Source organism: Streptomyces sp. NBC_00466 (genome assembly GCF_041433995.1).
Classification (GTDB): Bacteria; Actinomycetota; Actinomycetes; order Streptomycetales; family Streptomycetaceae; genus Streptomyces.
Window position 1 is genome coordinate 663,925 of the sequence record NZ_CP107896.1, and the last position, 19,604, is coordinate 683,528.

The following is a 19,604-nucleotide window of genomic DNA, read 5'->3' on the forward strand; positions in this document are numbered from 1 at the left end:
CGCGATGCGTGCGGGGCTATTTGACGGAGCCGCCGGTGATCCCGGCCGCGACGTACTTCTGGGCCACCACGAGCAGGATCGCGGCCGGTACGGCGGATACGACCGCCGTCGCCATGACAGCGCCCCAGTCGCTGACGTGTGCGCCGATGTACTCGTACAGGGAGAGCGTGACCGGCTTGACGTCGTCGGTGGTGTTGAGGGTCAGCGCGAACATGAAGTCCGACCAGGCGAAGAGGAATGCGAAGAGGCCTGAGGTGATCAGGGCGTTGCGGCTCATCGGCAGGACGATGCGCCAGAACGCGGTGAACCGGTTCGCCCCGTCGACCAGCGCCGCCTCCACGACCTCCCGTGGTATGGACACCATGAAGGCCCGCAGCAGCACGATGGAGAACGGCAGCCCCAGCGAGGCATCGGCGAGGATGAGACCGAACGTCGAATTGACCAGGTTCAGATCGACGTAGGCGCTGTAGAGCGCGTTGGCGATCACGATGCCTGGCACCAGCTGCGTGATCAGGGTGCCGAAGACAATGGTGCGGCTGCCCCGCGGCCCGAGCTGGGCGAGGCCGTACGCGGCGGGTGCGGCGAGCGCCAGACACACCACCACGGCGCCGAGCGCGACCACCAGGCTGGTGCCGAGCGACCCGCCCTGGCTGCTGAGCGCGCGGTGGAAGTTCTCCCAGCCGGGCGCCGTCGGTAGCCAGTCGGTCGAGGCGAGGCTCTCGCCCGGCTGAAGGGCGATGTTGAGCATCCAGTAGAGCGGGAAGAGCAGGATGACCAGAATGATCAGTGCGATGACGGTGTTTCCGCCCCGGCGCAGTCGGCGGGTGGACATGGCGATCACTTCCCCTGGCCGAGGTTGGCGCGGTTGAACCGCAGATAGAGCACGGCGAACACCGCACTGACAAGAACGAGGATGTCGCCGACCACCGCACCCTGCCCGAAGTCCAGTTGCTGAAAGGAGAGTTGGTAGGTGACAGTGCCGAGGGTCTGGGTGGAGTCGGCGGGGCCGCCACCGGTGAGTGCGAGGATCAGGTCGAGGATCTTCACCGTCGACATGAAGCCCAGCACGAGGACGACGGTCACCACGGGACGCAGCAGCGGCAGTGTGACACTGCGGAACGTGCGCCAGGCTCCGGCGCCGTCGAGGGCCGCCGCCTCGTACAGATCGCGCGGTATCTCCTGGAGACCGCCGTAGAGGATCACCATGTTGAACGGGATGCCGATCCAGATGTTGACCAGGATCGCCGACAGCAGGGCGACGCCGGGGCTGCTGAGCCAGGACACCGGCGACGGGACGATGTGCAGATTCATCAGCAGGCTGTTGATGACACCGGTGTCCTGGTCGAGGAGTTTGCGCCAGACGACCGCCGACACCACCATCGGCACCAGCCAAGGCAACAGCAGCACCGCACGGACGAATCCGGACAGCCGGAATCGGCGGGAGAAGAACAGGGCGAGTGCGAGGCCCAGGACGAACTGGCCGAGCAGCGAGCCGAGGGTGAAGACCAAGGTGTGCCAGAGGGAGCCGGTGAAGAGCGGGTTGGCGAACACACCACGCCAGTTGTCGAGTCCGTTGAAGGGCGACTCACCGGTGAAGAAGGAACGCGGCGTGTAGTGCTGGAAGCTCATCACGACATTGCGGACGAGCGGGTAGCCGAAGAAAGCCAGCATGTACAGGACGGCCGGAGCGGCGAAGCCCCAGCGCAACAGTGTGTCGCGGCGTCTGTGCGCCCCGGGTGTCCTGGCTGCGGTGCTTCCTGCCGGTGGCGCCTGGACGGCGGCGGTGATCGTCATGGCAGTCGTCTTCTCACTCGCCGGCCGTGGCCCGTGACTGGGCCTGCTTCAGGGCCGCTTCAGGTGTGGAGCGGCCGGTCAGAACGGACTGGAAGGCGCCGGCCAGGGCGTCGGACACGGCCGGCCAGTCGGCACCGACCCGGTCGGTGCGCGAGCGTGCCGTCGCGACCTCGTCGGCGAAGGCTCCGAGCTTTGGATTCTGGGCCTTGTACGCGGCAGCCGCCGAGGTACGGGTGGGTACGTTGTTGACGGCTTCGCCCCAGGCGACCTGGTTCTTCCGCTCGTTGAGGCAGTTGATTATCTTCGCGGCGGTCCCCTGCCGCTGCTTGTCCTTGGTCTGCGGCACCGTCATCACGGTGCCGCCGATCGGCGGCACCGGCGGGCGACCGCCCTGTGGCACCGGTATCGCGGCGACCGCCCAGTGCAGATCCTTGTGCTCGCTGAGCACCGGGACCTGCCAGGGACCGTTGATCATCATCGCGGTGCGGCCCGCGATGAACTGGTCGTTGACGTCCTGCTGGTTCCAGGTGACCGCAGCGCTCGACGCCGATTTCTGGTCCACCAGGTCTTTCCACAACTGCAGCGCGGGCGCGCCCCTGCCGTTGTCGAGATGGGCCTCGTCGCCGCCGCCCGACCAGAAGAACGGCAGGAACTGGTAGACCCCGTCGGCGTCCGGCGTGGCGCTGAAGGCCATCCCGTACGTCCTGCCGTGCGTGAGCTTCCTGGCCGTCGACTCGAGCTCGTCCCAGGTGGTGGGCGGCCCCACCCCGGCCTTCTTGAGCAGGTCCACGTTGTAGATCAGGGCGAGCGAGTTGACCGAGCGGGCAATGCCGTAAAGGGTGCCGTCGAAGCTGCCCATGGTGATGGCACTGCCCGACAGCCCGGACACGTCGACACCGGCGTTCTTCAGCGGCACGAGGCCGCCCGTGTCCGCGAACTGCGGCACATCGGAGCCGTCCAGCTCCAGGATGTCGGTCAGCGAGCGGGACGAGGCCATCCGCAACGCCTTCGAGACCACTTGGCCGGCCGGGACGCTGGTCTGTCTGACCTTGACTCCGAGCGGCTTCGCGCACCCGTCGAAGAACTTCTGTTCCTGATCGTGTTCGAGGGTGTCCGTGGCCGAGTTCAGCACAGTGATCGTGCCCGGGTCGGGGACATTCCCGCAGCCGACGAGGCCGGCCACGGTCAGGAGGGCGGTGGCGGTGGCGATCGCGGCCGACGCCGCCGGGCGTCGGCGGAGGAGGTGCATGGTGGCTGCTCTCCGTTCGGTCTACGGCTCGGTGAGAAGACGGAGGTTCGATGTGCCTACATGTCGATCCGGTCGATCCGGTCGATCCGTCGAATCGATTCGATAGATCGCAGTGATGCTAAACGCTCACAGAGATGCCGACAAGAGGTGCGGCAACGCGATGAAGTGGGCCCGGCGGGCCAGGAGTTCAGCGCGGCGGCGCGGTGAACGGCGCCGCCCCCGGCAGCAGGACAGGCGCGATGAGCAGATGCCCGATGGAGGCGGCGAGCAGCTGCGCGCCGGGCTCGGATTCGCCTTCGCCTGCAGCACGCTCGCGCAAGGCCGCGGCGGCGGACACGGCGAGCCGGGAGACCTCGGTTGCCAACGTCTCGACGGGCAGTTCGATACGGGGCAGCCGGCGGCTCGACGGATCCCCCGGGAGCGAACCGATGACCACCACAGTGAGATCTTCCGGTACCCGCAGACCGGCCGCGGCCACGGACGCCATGATGTGGTGGTGCGCCGATGGATGCTGCACGACAAGAGCGGTCGGCGGCCTTCCGTGCGCGTTGCCCGCGGGCCCCGGCAGCAATGTCCGCAGCCTGCGGGCGAGCTTCGCTGCATCGTCCACGGAGTGGATCAGCCTGACGGAAGCGCCTGTTGCGCGGGCCCCTCTCCGCGCCCCGGCCATACCGCGCAACGCGTAGCTGCGCCGGGCCCCGACCTCGGCCTCGCTAGGCGCGAGATACACCATGTCGCTGTGTCCCGCGGCCGCCAGTTCGCGTACGGCGAGGGCGGCGGCCTCCTCCCAGTCGAGGTCGGTCCACGGCAGGGCGTCCTCGTCAGCGGGCCGCCCGATCAGGGCCGATGGGAAGACCAGCTCCCGTACGACGTCGATCCGCGCGTCCTCCATGTCGACGGCCATCAGGATCGCGGCGTCCGCGAGGCCGCTGAGCGCCACGCGCCGCAGCCCCCCCGCCTTGTCCTGGGAGGTGGTGAGCAGCAGGTCGTAGCCAAGGCTGCTGACGGCGTCACTGACGTCGATGGCGAATCTGCCGTCCACGGAATGCTGCACACCGGCCGCGCGCGGCAGGGCCAGGGCGATCACCTGTGTACGGCTGCTGCGCAGCGTCCGCGCGCTGGCCCGGGGGTGGTAACCGAGGGCGTCCACCGCCTCCTGGACACGTCCGCGCGTCTCCGCGGAGATGCTCCTGGAGCCGTTGAGCACATACGAGACGGTGCTCGGGGCGACACCCGCCCGCTGCGCGACGTCCCTGATGGTAGCCATCCTCGACCCCTTCGGTGGCCCGTCATCGTACCCAACACGGCACCCGGCGCCGGGCCCCCCGGCAGGTGGCGGCGTCCACGAGGCGCCGGCCAGTCGCTCCGTATGCCGCGGCGCACCGCCGGGCTGACGCACGGGCCGCAGCAGCCCCTGCCCGGCCTTCACCCCGCGGGCCGGGAACCTCAAATCAAGCTCTGAACGTCCCACCGGGTGGATTCGCCGCGGCCCCGCGGGGTCATCACCCCCGCACGCGCCCCGGCAGCGGCGGCGGAGGGGGAACCATGGAGAAGCTGGGAACCGGTATCGGATGGCGGCCGGAGATCGCCACGGCGGTGGAGGAGCTGCCGGGCATCGACTGGGTCGAGGTGGTCGCCGAGAACCTCTGCCCCGGCCATCTCCCGGACTCCCTGCTGCGGCTGCGCGAGCGCGGGGTGACGGTGGTTCCGCACGGCGTGTCCCTGAGTGTCGGCGGCGCCGAGCGCCCGGCTGCCGACCGGCTCGCGGCGCTGGCCGAGCGGGCCCTCCTGCTGGAGTCACCGCTGGTCACGGAGCACATCGCCTTCGTCAGGGCCGGGGGCCCGCTCACCGCGTCCCCCGGTCTTGAGGCCGGCCATCTGCTGCCCGTCCCGCGCACCTGGGACGCGCTGCACGTGCTGTGCGAGAACGTCCGCGTGGCCCAGGACGCCCTGCCCGTCCCGCTCGCCCTGGAGAACATCGCCGCGCTGATCTCCTGGCCGGACGAGGAGCTGACGGAGGGGCAGTTCCTGGCGGAACTGGTGGAGCGCACGGGCGTACGGCTGCTGATCGACGTGGCCAACCTCCACACCAACCACGTGAACCGCGGCGAGGACCCCGCGGCCGCCCTGGACGAACTCCCGGTGGAGGCCATCGCGTACGTCCATGTCGCGGGCGGCGTGGAGAGGGACGGTGTCTGGCACGACACCCATGCCCACCCGGTGACCGCACCGGTCCTCGACGTGCTGGCCCAGCTGCGGGACCGGGTGGACCCGCCGGGCGTGCTGCTGGAGCGGGACGACGACTTCCCGCCGGCGGCCGAGCTGGCCGGTGAACTGTCCGCGATTCGGGAGACGCTGGCGGCCCGCGGGGCCGCGCCCGCCCACAGGACCGTGACCGCCGGGGAAGGCGCCACCGCCCGGGAGACCGCGCCCGCTCGCACGACCGCGCCCGCCGAGGCCCGGGAGACCCCCGCACAGCGCCCAGCGGCGGCTTCCCCTTCCACCACCGCATCCCGGCAGCGGCTCGCCCTCACCGAGACCGCGCTGCTCTCCGCCCTGGTCGCGGGCACCCCCGCGCCCGAGGGGTTCGACACCCGGCGGCTGGGGGTGCAGAGCCGTGCGCTGGCCGCCAAGCGTGCCGACGTCGTGTCACAGGTCGCCCCCGAGTTGCCCGCCCTGCTCGGCGCCGGGTACCGGCCCGCGTTCCTGGCGTACGCCAAGTCCCGCCCGATGAGCGGTGGTTACCGGCGCGACGCGCTCGACTTCGCGGAGCAGCTGCTCCGCACCGGGCTCCCCGCCGACGCCGCGGCCCGGCGCCGGCTCACCCTCTGGTGGCAGGAGCGGTCGGCCCCGCGCCGGCCGGCCAGGGCGGTCAGGTTCGCCCGCGCGGCCCGGACCCGGCTCGGCCGCGCCTACCGGTGACTCCGGCCCGTCCGCCACCGGTCGGCCGGGTCAATGGACACCGACACCGCCGAGCGGTCCTTTACAACGTCAGCTGCCGGACGAATTATCCCTTTTATTAGCAGTTATACGAAGGGAACCCGATGAAGGCAGTCGCGCTGTACGGAACGGCGGGCGTTCTGGTGCTGTCCGGACTGGCCGCCCTGGCCGCGGCGCCGCCCGGCAGCGCGGATGCCCCGGCAGGCGCATACGCGGACGGCGGCGGCCCGGGCGGCGGCGGAACAGCCACCGCCCCGGGCACCGGAGCGGCCGAGGCCGCGGGCACCCTGACCGCGGCCGCCCGGGCCGCCGCCGCGGGGATCGTCTTCGGCAGCTGCCCGAAGAGCGAGTCGCTGCCCGCGTCCGTGCGGTGCGGCAGCGTCCGGGTCCCGCTCGACTACGCCCGGCCGGACGGCGCGCAGATCTCCCTGACCGTCAGCAGGGCGCACGCCACCGGCAAACCGGCCGACCGCCAGGGCGCGCTGATCTACAACCCGGGCGGCCCCGGCGCCTCCAGCATGTTCTTCCCGATGGCGACCGCGGTTCCCGCGTGGAAGCCGCTGGCCGCCGCGTACGACCTGGTGGGGTACGCGCCGCGCGGCGTCGGCCGCTCGGCGCCGCTCTCCTGCGAGGACCCCGCCGCGTACGCGAGGCCCGCGAAGGCGGCCCCGATCTACCCGTCGGAGGCGTTCAAGCAGCAGAAGATCGCCCAGGCGAAGGCCTACGCCCAGGGCTGCGCCCGCCGGGCGGGTGCGGCCCTGGGGCAGTACAACTCGCTGAACAACGCCCGGGATCTGGATGTGCTGCGGGCCGCGCTGGGCGAGCGGAAGCTGACCTTCATGGGCGCTTCGTACGGCACCTACTTCGGTGCGGTCTACGCGACGCTCTTCCCCTCGCACGTGCGCCGCATGGTCTTCGACTCGGCTGTCGACCCGGATCCCGCCAAGATCTGGTACCGCGACAACCTCGACCAGTCACTCGCCTTCGAGCGGCGCTGGGACGACTTCCGCACCTGGGTGGCGCTCCACGACAAGACGTACCACCTGGGGCGCGACGCGTCGGATGTGCTGGCCGGTTACGAGACGGCGCGGGCCCGGCTCGCGGACAGACCGGAGAGCGGCGTCGGCCCGGCGCAGCTGCAGAACGTCTTCCTCCAGGCCGGTTACTACGACGACGTCTGGCCTGCCGCCGCCCATGCGCTCGCCCGGTATCTGCGGGGGGATCCGAAGCCGCTGATCAAGCTGGCCGCTCCGGATCCGGCGGCGGCGAAGGCGGACGAGAACAGCACAGCGGTCTACACGGCCGTCGAGTGCAACGACGCGCACTGGCCGGCCGACTGGCGTGTCTGGGACAGGGACAACACCGCGCTGGCACGCCGGGCGCCCTTCGAGACCTGGGACAACGTCTGGATGAACCTGCCGTGCGCCTACTGGCCCGCGCCGCGGCAGCAGCCGCTCGATGTGCGCAGCTCCGACGGTGCGCTGCCGCCGACGCTGATCCTGGCCGCCGAGCGGGACGCGGCCACCCCCTACCCGGGGGCGCTGGAGCTCCAGCGGCGGCTGCGAGGGTCGGTACTGATCACTGAACGGGGCGCGGGTACGCATGGCATCGGCGGCGGCCCCAACAAGTGCGTCAACGCGTATCTGGACGGCTACCTGCTGACGGGGCGGACGCCGGTGCGGCGCGCTGTGTGCGCGCCGCACCCGCTGCCGGACCCGGTGTCGCTGGAGAAGCGGACGCTGCCGAGGCCGCGGCCCGCTCTCTGATCTTCCGGGTCATGGGTGACCGGGTCCGCCTCAGGCGAGCCCGGCCACCAGGTCGGCCACCGACTTGCGCCGGCCGGTGAAGAAGGGGACCTCTTCGCGTACATGCATCCGGGTCTCGGAGCCCCGCAGATGACGCATCAGGTCGACGATGCGGTACAGCTCGTCGGCCTCGAAGGCCAGCAGCCACTCGTAGTCGCCGAGCGAGAACGACGCGACAGTGTTGGCCCGCACGTCCGGATAGCCGCGGGCCATCTTGCCGTGCTCGGCGAGCATCCTGCGGCGGTCCTCGTCGGCCAGCAGGTACCAGTCGTAGGAGCGCACGAAGGGGTACACCGAGATGTAGTCGCGGGGGGTCTCGTCGGCGAGGAACGCCGGGATGTGCGACTTGTTGAACTCGGCGGGGCGGTGCAGCGCCATGTTCGACCAGACCGGCTCAAGAGCACGGCCGAGGCGGGTGCGCCGGAAGAGGTTGTACGCGGTCTGGAGCTCGTCCGAGGTCTCCGCGTGCCACCAGATCATCAGGTCGGCGTCGGCGCGCAGCCCGGAGACGTCGTACGTGCCGCGGACCGTGATGTCCTTGGCGGCGAGCTGGTCGAACAGCTCCTGGACCTCACCGGCCACCGCGGTGCGGTCGGTGTCGCCGGGGAGCACGTCGCGCAGCTTGAAGACGGACCACAGCGTGTAGCGCACGACCTCGTTGAGGTCCTTGGCCTTCTTGCCCGCGTTCGGGGCCTTGGGGGACGTCACGGTCTCCGGAGCATCAGTCATGCCGCTATTCTCCCGCGCCGTCGGTGGTGCCCGACGCCAGGGTTGCTGTGATCTCCTTCGCAGCCCGCTCGGCACTGGCGACACAGGCCGGAATGCCCACCCCGTCGTAGGCCGCGCCGCAGATCCGCAGGCCCGGCAGGGCGGCGACCGCGTCCCGCACCCGGGCCACCCGTGCGAGGTGGCCGACGGGGTACTGGGGCAGTCCGCCGATCCACCGGGTCACCTCGGTGGCGACCGGCTTCGCGGTGAGCCCGACGGCCTCGCCCAGGTCGCGCAGCGAGAGGTCCACCAAGTCGGCGTCCTCGCGGTGCAGATGCTCCTCGTCGCCGTAGCGGCCGAGCGAGGTCCGCAGCACGACGAGGTCCGGGTCGGCGTCGGACCAGGCCCACTTGCGGCTGGAGAAGGTGGACGCCTTGATGGAGTGGCCGTCCACGGGCGGTACGAGGAATCCCGTGCCGTCGGGGAGGTCCAGCTCGGTACGGCGGAAGGCCAGGGTGACGAGCGACATCGAGGCGTACTCGACGGCGGCCAGCTCCGCTGAGGCGGCGGGCGCCTCGTCGGCCAGCAGCGCGGAGGCCGCCCAGGCCGGGACGGCGAGCACCACGGCGTCGGCCTCAATGCCGAGGCCCCCGTCCTGCCCGCCGGTGCGGATCAGCCAGCCGTCCGGGGTGCGCCGCAGCTCCAGCGCGGGCCGGTGCAGCAGGACTTCGCCGCCCCGGGCGCGTACCGCGTCGGCCACGGCGGGCGGCAGGCTGCCGATGCCGCCGTCCAGGCCCATGAAGACCGGGCCGGACGCGGGGGTGACGCGCTGCTGGAGCGAGCGCACGGCGGCCCCGAGCGTGGGCTGGGTGCGCGCGGCCTCGTAGAGCGCGGGGACCGCGGCGCGCATCGAGGTGCGGTAGACGTCGCCCGCGTAGACCCCGCCGAGCAGCGGCTCGACGAGCCGGTCGACGACCTCGCGGCCCATCCGGTCGGCCACGTACGCGCCGAGTGCGATGTCCTCGCCGATCTCGGCCGGCGGCAGTTCGGCGTCCCGGCCGATCCGGCGGAGCCCCTCGTCGGAGAGCACGCCGCCGAGCCTGTCCGCGTCGGCCGGTACGCCCATGACGTGGCCGGTGGGCATCGGGGTCAGCGCCCCCCTGTTCCAGAGGGCGGCGCCGCTGGTGGCGGGCGGCTGGAGCGCGTCGCCCAGACCGGCCTCACGCGCGAGGGCCACCGCCTCGGGGCGCCTGGCGAGCATCGACTCGGCGCCGAGGTCGACCCGTACGCCCTCGATCTCGCCAGTGTGGAGCTTGCCGCCGACCCGGCCCGCGCCCTCCAGGACCGTCACCCGGACCCCGCTGCCGGCCAGCCGGTGCGCTGCCGCGAGACCGGAGATCCCGCCTCCGATGACGACGACATGGGCCGTACGCGTGTCCGCATTCATGCCCCCACTCTCTCAAATCCTTTCCGGCGGGCCGAACGTGGCCGTGGTCCGGTGACTCCCACGCGAGACCTCCCGCGCCGCGGGGGAATGTTCCGCGGCCCGCACACGTACCGTCCCAGAGGGATACGGAGCTGGCAGCGCCCGTACGACAGCGGCAGCGGACAGCGGCAACAGCCACGGAGGTACGCGCAATGGCAGCGGAGCGACTGGTGGTCATCGGCGGGGACGCGGCAGGCATGTCCGCCGCGTCCCAGGCCCGCAGGCTCAAGGGCCCGGAGGAGCTGGAGATCACCGCCTTCGAGCGCGGCCACTTCACCTCGTTCTCCGCGTGCGGCATCCCCTACTGGGTGGGCGGCGAGGTCGGCGAGCGCGACGACCTCGTCGCCCGCACCCCCGACGAGCACCGCGAACGGTCGATCGGCCTCCGGACGCGGACCGAGGTGACGGAGATCGACGTCGCGGGGCAGCGGGTGCACTCCCGCGACCTGGAATCGGGCGCGGCAGGCTGGACCCCGTACGACAAGCTCGTCATCGCCACGGGAGCGCGTCCGGTACGCCCCGCGCTGCCCGGCATCGACGCGCCGGGCGTGCACGGCGTACAGACGCTGGACGACGGCCAGGCCCTGATCGACTCGCTGCGGGCGGCGTCCGGCCGCCGCGCGGTGATCGTCGGGGCCGGGTACATCGGCGTCGAGATGGCGGAGGCGCTGCTGCACCGCGGGTACGAGGTGACGGTCCTGACCCGCGGCGCCCAGCCGATGTCCACGCTCGACCCGGACATGGGGACGCTGGTCCACGGCGCGATGGACGGCATGGGCATCTCCACGGTGACCGGCGCGGAGGTCACCGCGATCCGCACGGACGAGCGGGGACGAGCCCGCGCCGTCGCCACGGACGCCGCCGAATACCCGGCCGATGTGGTGGTCCTGGGGATCGGTGTGGAGCCGCAGACCGGCCTCGCTGCCGCCGCGGGGCTGCCGCTGGGCGAGTACGGCGGGCTGCTGACCGATCTGTCGATGCGGGTGCGCGGCCACCGGAACATCTGGGCGGGCGGCGACTGCGTCGAGGTCCTCGACCTGGTCTCCGGCCGGAACCGGCACATCGCGCTCGGCACGCACGCGAACAAGCACGGCCAGATCATCGGCGCCAACGCCGGTGGTGGATACGGCACGTTTCCCGGTGTGGTCGGCACCGCGGTGAGCAAGGTCTGCGATCTGGAGATCGCCAGGACCGGACTGCGGGAGAAGGACGCGGACGCGGCCGGGCTGCGGTACGTCACAGCGACCATCGAGTCGACCAACAGCGCCGGTTACTACCCGGGCGCGGCCGTGATGACGGTGAAGATGCTCGCCGAACTGCGGACCGGGCGGCTGCTCGGCACCCAGATCGTGGGGCGGGAGGGCGCGGCGAAGCGGGTGGACATCGCGGCCGTGGCGCTCACCGCGGGGATGACGGTGGAGCAGATGGTCTCGCTGGACCTGGGGTACGCGCCGCCGTTCTCACCGGTCTGGGACCCGGTGCTGGTGGCCGCGCGGAAGGCGGTCACAGCGGTGCGCCGGGCGGGCGCGTAGCCGGGCGGGGTCCTGCCGGTCGCGCCCCGGTGTGCCGGACGGTACGGGCCGTCCGGCACACCGGGAGCGGAACGGTTCAGCGGGCCGTGCGGGTGTGGACGTGCTCCACCAGCCGGGTCAGCGCGTCGGGGTCGGTCGTCGGCAGGACGCCGTGGCCGAGGTTGAAGACATGGCCTTCGAGCCCCGCCGCCGCTGCCAGTACCTCGTCCGCCTTGGCCGCGACCACCTCCGGGGTGGAGAAGAGGACGGCCGGGTCGAGGTTCCCCTGGAGCGCCTTGCCGGGGCCGACCCGGCGGGCCGCCTCGTCCAGCGGCACCCGCCAGTCGACGCCGACGACGTCCGCGCCGGCCTCACCCATCAGCCCGAGCAGCTCACCGGTGCCGACACCGAAGTGGATGCGCGGGACCCCGTACGGCGCCACCGCGTCGAAGACCTTCGCCGACGCGGGCAGCACCGAGCGCCGGTAGTCGGCCGGGGCGAGCGCGCCCACCCAGGAGTCGAAGAGCTGGACGGCGCTCGCGCCCGCCTCGATCTGGACCCGGAGGAAGGCGGAGGCGATCACGGCGAGCCGGTCGAGCAGCTCGGCCCAGAGCTCCGGGTCGCCGTACATCATCGCCTTGGTGTGCTCGTGATTGCGGGACGGGCCGCCCTCCACGAGGTAGCTGGCGAGGGTGAAGGGCGCACCGGCGAAACCGATGAGCGGCGTCTGTCCGAGCTCGGCCGTGAGCATGCCGATCGCCTCGGTGACGTACCAGACGTCGGCGGGCTCCAGATCGCGCAGCTGCGCGAGGTCCGCGCGGGTGCGGATCGGCCGGGCGATCACCGGGCCGACACCGGGCTTGATGTCGAGGTCGATCCCGATGGCCTTGAGCGGTACGACGATGTCGCTGAAGTAGACCGCCGCGTCCACCTTGTGGCGGCGGACCGGCTGCAGGGTGATCTCGGTGATCAGGTCGGGCCGCATGCACGAATCGAGCATGGCGATGCCCTCACGCACCTTGAGGTACTCGGGGAGTGAGCGGCCGGCCTGCCGCATGAACCAGACAGGCGTGTGGGACACCGGCTCCCGCCTGCACGCCTTGAGGAAGACGGAGTCGGCTGTTGGGTTCTGGGCGCCCGTGGGGCGGTCGTTGACACTCACGCCGAGAAGTTTCGCATGTGCGGGGGAAGCGGTGAGCCCGGGCCGGGTGTCCCTCCCCCCGCAACTGCCTCGTTCCGCCTAGTCTTCCCGGCATGGCTGCGGCTCAGGGACGACTTTCAGATAGCGCTGACGGTACGAACAGCGCGGAGACGGACTCCGTCCCGCCCGCGTTCAGGCAGGCGGTCGAGGCCTTGCAGTCCGCGCGTCTGAGGCCGGAGATGGAGATCGACCCGACCAAGCCGCCCCGCAAGCTCGCGCCGTACGCCTACGCGCTGGAGGCGGCGGTCGTCGAGAACGACAACGACCTGGCGGACGGCAGGCTCGTCCTGCTCCACGACCCCGCGGGCCATGACGCCTGGCAGGGGTCCTTCCGCCTGGTGACACTCGTCCGCGCGGAGCTGGAACCCGAGATGGCCGCCGACCCGCTGCTGCCCGAGGTCTGCTGGTCGTGGCTGACCGGCGCGCTGGAGGGGCGCGGACTGTCGTACGGGGAGGCCAGCGGCACGGTCACCCGCGCCGGGTCGCACTATTTCGGCGGGCTCTCGGAGCGCAAGCCCGCGACCCAGATCGAGATCCGGGCGTCCTGGACCCCGCGCGAGGGGCTGAGCGGGGTGCCGGACACCGGGGCGCATCTCGCCGCCTGGTGCGATCTGCTCTGCCAGATCGCCGGGCTGCCGCCGGTCGGGCCCCCGGACGCCGGTGTGGTCTCGCTGCCGCAGCGGCGCGGGCCCCGCGCGCACTGACGCGCTCCTCCACCGGCCCAGCTGACACCCCGGCCCGCCGGTCCGCCGGCGCACTACCCGGGGGCCCGGCCGGCGCACTGCCTGACGCGCCGGCGGACCCACCGGCCGGCGCACAGGCGGCACGAACAGCGCCTTCGCAAACACGGGCATCTTTCGAACGATCGGTCAGGCATCCGATTTGCCCGAATTGTTACTCACTAAATCGTGATCATTCTCTAAAGGCGGGCGGGTTTGCTGCCGAAGAAGTCTGTGACCCTTCAAGCACGGTTCGCCCCGGCTCTTCCCCCGGCCGGCGTTCGTTCCGCACCTTCCCAGGAGGCCTGGTGTCCGTTCTCCTTGAGCAGCCCGCAAGCCTGGTCGCCTACCGCCCGAACAAGCCGACGGCCATGGTCGTCGTGGCCGACCCACGTGTCCGCTCCACCGTCACCCGCCACCTGTGGGCCCTTGGAGTACGTGACGTCATCGAGGCGTCGTCCATCGCGGAGGCCCGTCCCCGCGTCGGCAAACCACGTGACATCTGCGTGGCCGACGTCCACCTGCCCGACGGTTCCGGGCTGACCCTGCTGTCCGAGACCCGGGCCGCAGGCTGGCCCAACGGTCTGGCCCTCTCCGCCGCCGACGACATCGGCGCCGTGCGCAACGCCCTCGCGGGCGGCGTCAAGGGCTATGTCGTCACCGGCACCCGCAACAACATCGGCCATCCGACCCGGCCCGGCGCCGCACCCATCGGCGCCGCCCGGATGCAGCGCCGCCCCCCGGGTACCCCGAGCCACCCGGGCGGCTACCGCGAGCTCTCCGGCCGTGAGGTCGAAGTGCTGCGGCTGGTTGCCGAAGGCCAGTCCAACAAGGCCATCGGCGTCTCCATGGGGCTCTCCGCCCTGACCGTCAAGAGCCACCTCGCCCGCATCGCGCGCAAGCTCGGCACGGGTGACCGGGCCGGGATGGTCGCGGTGGCACTCCGTACCGGAATCATCCACTGACGTGACCCGTCCGACAGGGCCGGCCACGAATCGGAACTGACTGGTTTCAGCCCCCTCAGCACCCGCCGACGCAGCGTTACGTCGGCGGGTGCTGTGCGTTCACCGATACCCTTGACGGGTGACCGACGCTCAAGAGACCGCAGCAGAGACAGCACTGCGAACCACTGGGGGCGCTCCCCCGGACGACGTCGAACAGGCGCCGATCCCCTTGCTGGAGCCCCGCGAGGGCATTCCGCCGGTGGTAGCCACCGATGAAGCACTGGCCGCTGTCGTGGCGGCGTTCGCCGCGGGGACGGGGCCTGTCGCCGTCGACGCCGAGCGCGCGTCCGGCTACCGGTACGGGCAGCGCGCGTACCTGGTGCAGCTGCGCCGCGAGGGCGCGGGCAGCGCCCTCGTCGATCCGGTCGGCTGCCCCGACCTCTCCTCCCTCGGAGCGGCCATCGCCGACGCCGAGTGGGTGCTGCACGCCGCGACACAGGACCTCCCGTGCCTGCGGGAAATAGGCATGATTCCCACCCGGATCTTCGACACCGAGCTGGCCGGGCGGCTGGCCGGTTTCCCGCGGGTCGGCCTCGGCGCGATGGTCGAGAGCGTGCTGGGCTTCACGCTGGAGAAGGGCCACTCGGCGGTCGACTGGTCGACCCGCCCGCTGCCCGAGCCGTGGCTGCGCTACGCCGCGCTCGACGTGGAACTGCTGGTCGACCTCCGGGACGCCCTGGAGGAGGAGCTGGAGCGGCAGGGGAAGCTGGGCTGGGCGATGGAGGAGTTCGACGCCATTGCGTCGGCGCCGCCCGCCCCGCCGCGCAAGGACCCCTGGCGCCGTACGTCCGGGATGCACAAGGTGCGCAGGCGCCGCCAGATGGCGGTGGTACGGGAGCTGTGGAACACCCGCGACGCGGTGGCGCAGCGGCGTGATGTCTCCCCCGGGAAGGTCCTCGGGGACGGTGCGATCGTCGAGGCCGCCCTCGGCCTCCCGGTGAATCTCCAGGAGCTCACCGCGCTGCCCGGCTTCGGCCACCGCATGGGCAAGCGCCAGCTGGAGCAGTGGCAGGCGGCCGTCGACCGGGCCAAGGCACTCCCCGACACCGCGCTTCCGCAGCCGGGCCAGCAGGTGGCGGGTCCGCCGCCGCCCCGCGCCTGGGCGGACAAGGACCCGGCGGCCGCGGCCCGGCTCTCCGCGGCCCGCGCTGCCGTGTCGGCCCTCGCCGACGAGCTGAAGATGCCGCAGGAGAATCTGATGACCCCGGACACCGTGCGCCGGGTGTGCTGGGAGCCGCCGCGGGAGCGGACCGAGGAAAAGATCTCAGCCGTTCTTTCCGAGCTCGGCGCCCGGCACTGGCAGATCGAGCAGGTCGCGCCGCTGCTGGTGAGCGCACTTCAGGACGTTCCGCAGCAGGGCTGACAACCCGGGCCTGCGGCGTCCGCCGCCGCAGGCCCGAAACCCCCAGGACCGGACCGTATCCAACACGCTTCAACAGCTTTAGGCTGTGCGACGCATCAGATTCCTTCAGCAACGCCCTTGCGAACAGAGGACTGACATGCGCACGTCATTAAGACGGTCTCTCACCGCCGCCCTCGCCGTGCTGGCTCTCAGCACCGGAGGGCTCACCGCCGCCCGGGCCGCACCCGCGACAGCCACCGCCAGGCCCGCCGCCGCCCACACCGTCGGGTACAACGACACCGCCATGACCATCGACGGCAGGCCGCTCACCATCTGGTCCGGCGAATTCCACTACTGGCGGCTGCCCAGCCCCGACGCATGGCGTGACGTACTGCAGAAGATGAAGGCGGGCGGGTTCAACGCCACGTCCATCTACTTCGACTGGGACTTCCACTCCCCCAAGCCCGGGGTGTACGACTTCAAGGGCATCCGCAATGTCGACAAGCTCCTGGACATCGCCCAGGAAGTCGGGATCTACGTCATCGCCCGCCCCGGCCCGTACATCAACGCCGAGACCGACGGCGGCGGCTTTCCCGGCTGGCTGACCACCCAGAAGGGCAAGGCCAGGACGACCGCGCCGGACTACCTGGCCGCCGCCGACGAGTGGCTGTCGAAGATCGACCCGATCATCGCCCGGCACCAACTCACCAACGGAACCGGTTCGGTGATCGCCTATCAGGTCGAGAACGAGTACTACCAGGACACCCCGGACGGGCACGCCTACATCAAGCACCTCGCGGACAAGGCGCGCGCCGACGGGATCAAGGTCCCGCTGACCGGCAACAACAGCGGCGTATTCGCCAAGGAACTGGACATCGACGGGCCCGACGCCTACCCGCAGGGCTTCAACTGCTCCAGCCCCGACAAGTGGAGCGGGCTGCCCGATCTCTCCGGCGCGAAGAAGGCGGGCAGCCCGCTGTTCCTCCCCGAGTTCCAGGGCGGGTCCTTCGACCCATGGGGCGGACCCGGATTCGACAAGTGCCGGCAGCTGACCGACGGGGACTTCGAGAAGGCCGCGTACGAGAACAACATCGCGTCCGGCGCCACCATGCAGAACTTCTACATGGCGTACGGCGGCACCTCCTGGGGCTGGCTGCCCTCTCCCGGCGCGGTCTACAGCTCGTACGACTACGGCGCGCCGATCCAGGAGGACCGGCAGCTGAGCGAGAAGTACCTCGTCGACAAGCGGCTGGGGTATCTCGTGCAGTCCGTGGCCCCGCTGACGAAGACCGGGCAGGTGACTGCGGCGGCGCCGGACAACGCGGCCGTGCAGCGGCGTGACCGGCGCAACCCGGACAACGGGACCGGGATCACCGTCGTCCGCCACAAGGACGTCAACAACAAGGCGAAGGACACCACGCATCTGGCCCTCGGCGGCTACCCCTCGGTGCCCCAGGAACCGGGAACCGCGCTGACCGTCGACGGGCGCGACTCCAAACTGCTGGTCTCCGACTACGCGATGGACCATCAGCAACTGCGGTACTCGACCTCGGAGATCATGACGCACGGCTCCTTCGGGCCGCGCGACGTGGCGCTGCTGTACGGACGTCACGGGGAGGACGGCGAGACCGTGCTGCGGTACGCCGCGAAGCCGGACGTACAGGTGACCGGCGGGACGGTGAAGCAGAGCTGGGACGCGAAGTCCGGCGATCTGCGGCTCGACTACCGGCACGATGGGCTCGCGAAGGTGCTCATCACCCCGCCCGGTGCGAAGACCCCGCTGCTGCTCCTGCTGGCCGACGACGCGACCGCCGACACCTACTGGCGGCTCGACACCCCGCAGGGTCCGGTGCTGGCCTCCGGTCCCGAGCTGCTGCGCACCAGCGCGTACGCGAACGGCGTGCTGAAGCTGACCGGCGACACCGGCAAGGCGTCGAAGCTGAACGTCGTCACCGGGGCACCCGCCACCGCCGTGACCTGGAACGGAAAGCCCGCCGATGGCGCCCTGGACACCACCGGGGCCACCCTCGCGGGACCGGAGCCGGTCACTCTCCCGAAGCTGGGCAACTGGAAGTACCAGCGCGAGACCCCGGAGGCGCAGCCCGGCTTCGACGACGCCGCCTGGCGCGCCGCCGACCAGCAGTCCCTGGCCGCCGACAACTACGGCTTCCACGCGGGCTCCGTCTGGTACCGGGGGCACTTCACCGCCCGGGGCACGGAGAGCGCCGTACAGGTCAACGCGACCACCGGCAGGGCCGGTTCGTATCTGGCCTGGCTCAACGGCAGGTATCTGGGCAGCTCCGACTCGGGCCCGCACACCTTCACCGTCCCGCCGGCCACGCTCAGACCCGGCAAGGACAACGTGCTCTCGGTGCTGGCCGCCGACATGGCGCACGAGCAGGACTGGTCGGTCGATGACGGCCACAAGCAGCCGCGCGGGCTGACCTCGGTACGGCTGGTGGGTTCGGCGAAGCAGATCAGCTGGCGGATCCAGGGCGCGCTCGGCGGCGAGAACCTCGTCGACCCGGTGCGCGGACCGCTCAACACCGGTGGTCTGTACGGCGAACGCCAGGGCATGCATCTGCCCGGCTACCCGGACGCGAAGTGGCCCGGTGTCCAGCTGCCCGACACCCGGAAGGGCGCGCCGGGAGTCTCCTGGTACCGGACCGGATTCGACCTGAAGCTGCCGAAGGACCAGGACGTCCCGATGGGGCTGACATTCTCGGACGACAAGACCAGGAACTACCGGGCGATGGTGTATGTCAACGGCTGGATGGTCGGCCTCTACATCAACGGCCTCGGGCCGCAGACCAGCTTCCCGGTCCAGCCGGGGATGCTGCGCACCGACGGCCACAACACGGTCGCCATCGCCGTCATCGGCGAGGACACGGCCGGGGACGGACTCGGCAAGGTGTCGCTGGAGGCGTACGGGAACCACACGACGCCGCTGCGGTACGGCGACATCGCGTCGCCGGGCTGGTCGGCCGCGGTGAACCACGACCCGAAGGCGACAGCGGACGTACGGATCACCGCGCCGGACACGCTCGCGCAGGGCGGCACGGGGACCGTGAACGCGACGTTCGCACCGCGTGGTTCGACCGCGCGCGATGCCTCGCTCACCCTGCGGCTGCCAAAGGGATGGACGGCCGAACCGGCGGCGAAGCAGCCGCTGGGGGACGTACGGGCCGGGCGGACGGTGGGCCGCTCCTGGAAGGTCACCGCGCCCGCCGGGTCGCAGCCGTGGTCGGCGGTACTGTCCGCGGCGGCGCAGTACGCGGGGCACGGTGCGGCGGCTGCGGCCGTGGAGGTGGCCACCCCGCCGCCGGCACCGGGCGCGGGGAGCCACGACCTCGCGGATCTGGACTTCACCGCCACCAACGGCTGGGGCCCGGTCGAACGCAACATGTCCAACGGTGAGGCGGAGGCCGGGGACGGCAGGCCGATGTCGATCGCGGGCACGGCGTACGCGAAGGGCATAGGGACGAACGCCGACAGCGACGTCACCGCCTATCTGGGCGGGGCCTGCACCCGCTTCACCGCGTCGGTCGGGGTGGACGACGAGACGGACGGCGGCGGCTCGGTGACCTTCACCGTGCTGGCCGACGGAAAACAGGTCGCCACCACTCCGGTACTCAGGGGGAAGCAGGCGGCCGTCGCACTCGACGCCGACGTGTCGGGCGCCCAGGTGGTGGACCTGGTCGTCGGTGACGGCGGGGACGACAACGGACTCGACCACGGGGACTGGGGGTCCGCTTCGGTGAGCTGTACGGGCTGAGCGCCCACCCATCGGGGCACACCGGGCGGGTCCGTTCGCGGGCCCGCCCGGTGTGTGACCTTCGACGCTC

The 19,604-nt window shown here is 71.4% G+C and carries 14 protein-coding genes; 7 read left to right on the forward strand and 7 right to left on the reverse strand.

Annotation, left to right across the window (positions count from 1 at the left end):
- Positions 1–16: 16 nt before the first annotated feature.
- From OG210_RS02995 to OG210_RS03010, 4 genes are all read right to left on the reverse strand, one after another.
- Positions 17–832 (reverse strand): carbohydrate ABC transporter permease, encoded by an 816-nt coding sequence (locus OG210_RS02995; RefSeq protein WP_328332676.1) that lies wholly within the window; start codon positions 830–832, stop codon positions 17–19.
- Positions 833–837: 5 nt separating this feature from the next.
- Entirely contained in the window at positions 838–1,794 is a 957-nt protein-coding gene (locus OG210_RS03000) for a sugar ABC transporter permease (protein WP_328332674.1), read from the reverse strand.
- 13 nt (positions 1,795–1,807) lie between these two features.
- Entirely contained in the window at positions 1,808–3,043 is a 1,236-nt protein-coding gene (locus OG210_RS03005) for an extracellular solute-binding protein (protein WP_328332672.1), read from the reverse strand.
- Positions 3,044–3,230: 187 nt separating this feature from the next.
- On the reverse strand, positions 3,231–4,310 hold the full coding sequence (locus OG210_RS03010) for a LacI family DNA-binding transcriptional regulator (RefSeq protein ID WP_328332670.1): 1,080 nt from the start codon (positions 4,308–4,310) through the stop codon (positions 3,231–3,233).
- Between the two features lie 278 nt (positions 4,311–4,588).
- Between OG210_RS03010 and OG210_RS03015 the strand changes: the two genes are divergently transcribed.
- Complete coding sequence (locus tag OG210_RS03015) at positions 4,589–5,965, forward strand: DUF692 family multinuclear iron-containing protein (protein WP_328332668.1); 1,377 nt, start codon at positions 4,589–4,591, stop codon at positions 5,963–5,965.
- A 122-nt stretch (positions 5,966–6,087) separates the two neighbouring features.
- Complete coding sequence (locus OG210_RS03020) at positions 6,088–7,749, forward strand: alpha/beta hydrolase (RefSeq protein ID WP_328332666.1); 1,662 nt, start codon at positions 6,088–6,090, stop codon at positions 7,747–7,749.
- 30 nt (positions 7,750–7,779) lie between these two features.
- Here the strand turns inward: OG210_RS03020 and hemQ are convergent, their stop codons facing one another.
- Positions 7,780–8,517, reverse strand: coding sequence for a hydrogen peroxide-dependent heme synthase (gene hemQ, locus OG210_RS03025; RefSeq protein WP_328332664.1), 738 nt, complete (start codon positions 8,515–8,517; stop codon positions 7,780–7,782).
- 4 nt (positions 8,518–8,521) lie between these two features.
- Positions 8,522–9,943, reverse strand: coding sequence for a protoporphyrinogen oxidase (gene hemG / locus OG210_RS03030; protein WP_328332663.1), 1,422 nt, complete (start codon positions 9,941–9,943; stop codon positions 8,522–8,524).
- Between the two features lie 191 nt (positions 9,944–10,134).
- On the opposite strand from hemG, the gene OG210_RS03035 reads away from it, so the two are divergent.
- Positions 10,135–11,514, forward strand: coding sequence for an FAD-dependent oxidoreductase (locus tag OG210_RS03035; protein ID WP_328332661.1), 1,380 nt, complete (start codon positions 10,135–10,137; stop codon positions 11,512–11,514).
- A gap of 76 nt (positions 11,515–11,590) precedes the next feature.
- Here OG210_RS03035 and hemE read toward each other — a convergent pair whose 3' ends face one another.
- Entirely contained in the window at positions 11,591–12,655 is a 1,065-nt protein-coding gene (hemE, locus tag OG210_RS03040) for a uroporphyrinogen decarboxylase (RefSeq protein WP_328332659.1), read from the reverse strand.
- Between the two features lie 92 nt (positions 12,656–12,747).
- Between hemE and OG210_RS03045 the strand changes: the two genes are divergently transcribed.
- From OG210_RS03045 to OG210_RS03060, 4 genes are all read left to right on the forward strand, one after another.
- Positions 12,748–13,398 carry a DUF3000 domain-containing protein gene (locus OG210_RS03045; protein WP_371534925.1) on the forward strand — a complete coding sequence of 217 codons (651 nt, stop codon included), beginning with the start codon at positions 12,748–12,750 and terminating at the stop codon, positions 13,396–13,398.
- Positions 13,399–13,721: 323 nt separating this feature from the next.
- Positions 13,722–14,378, forward strand: coding sequence for a response regulator transcription factor (locus OG210_RS03050; protein WP_164259399.1), 657 nt, complete (start codon positions 13,722–13,724; stop codon positions 14,376–14,378).
- 118 nt (positions 14,379–14,496) lie between these two features.
- Positions 14,497–15,780, forward strand: coding sequence for a ribonuclease D (locus tag OG210_RS03055; RefSeq protein ID WP_328332653.1), 1,284 nt, complete (start codon positions 14,497–14,499; stop codon positions 15,778–15,780).
- Positions 15,781–15,916: 136 nt separating this feature from the next.
- Positions 15,917–19,534: a beta-galactosidase gene (locus OG210_RS03060; protein WP_371534926.1), complete on the forward strand. Its 3,618-nt coding sequence runs from the start codon at positions 15,917–15,919 to the stop codon at positions 19,532–19,534.
- Positions 19,535–19,604: the final 70 nt, after the last annotated feature.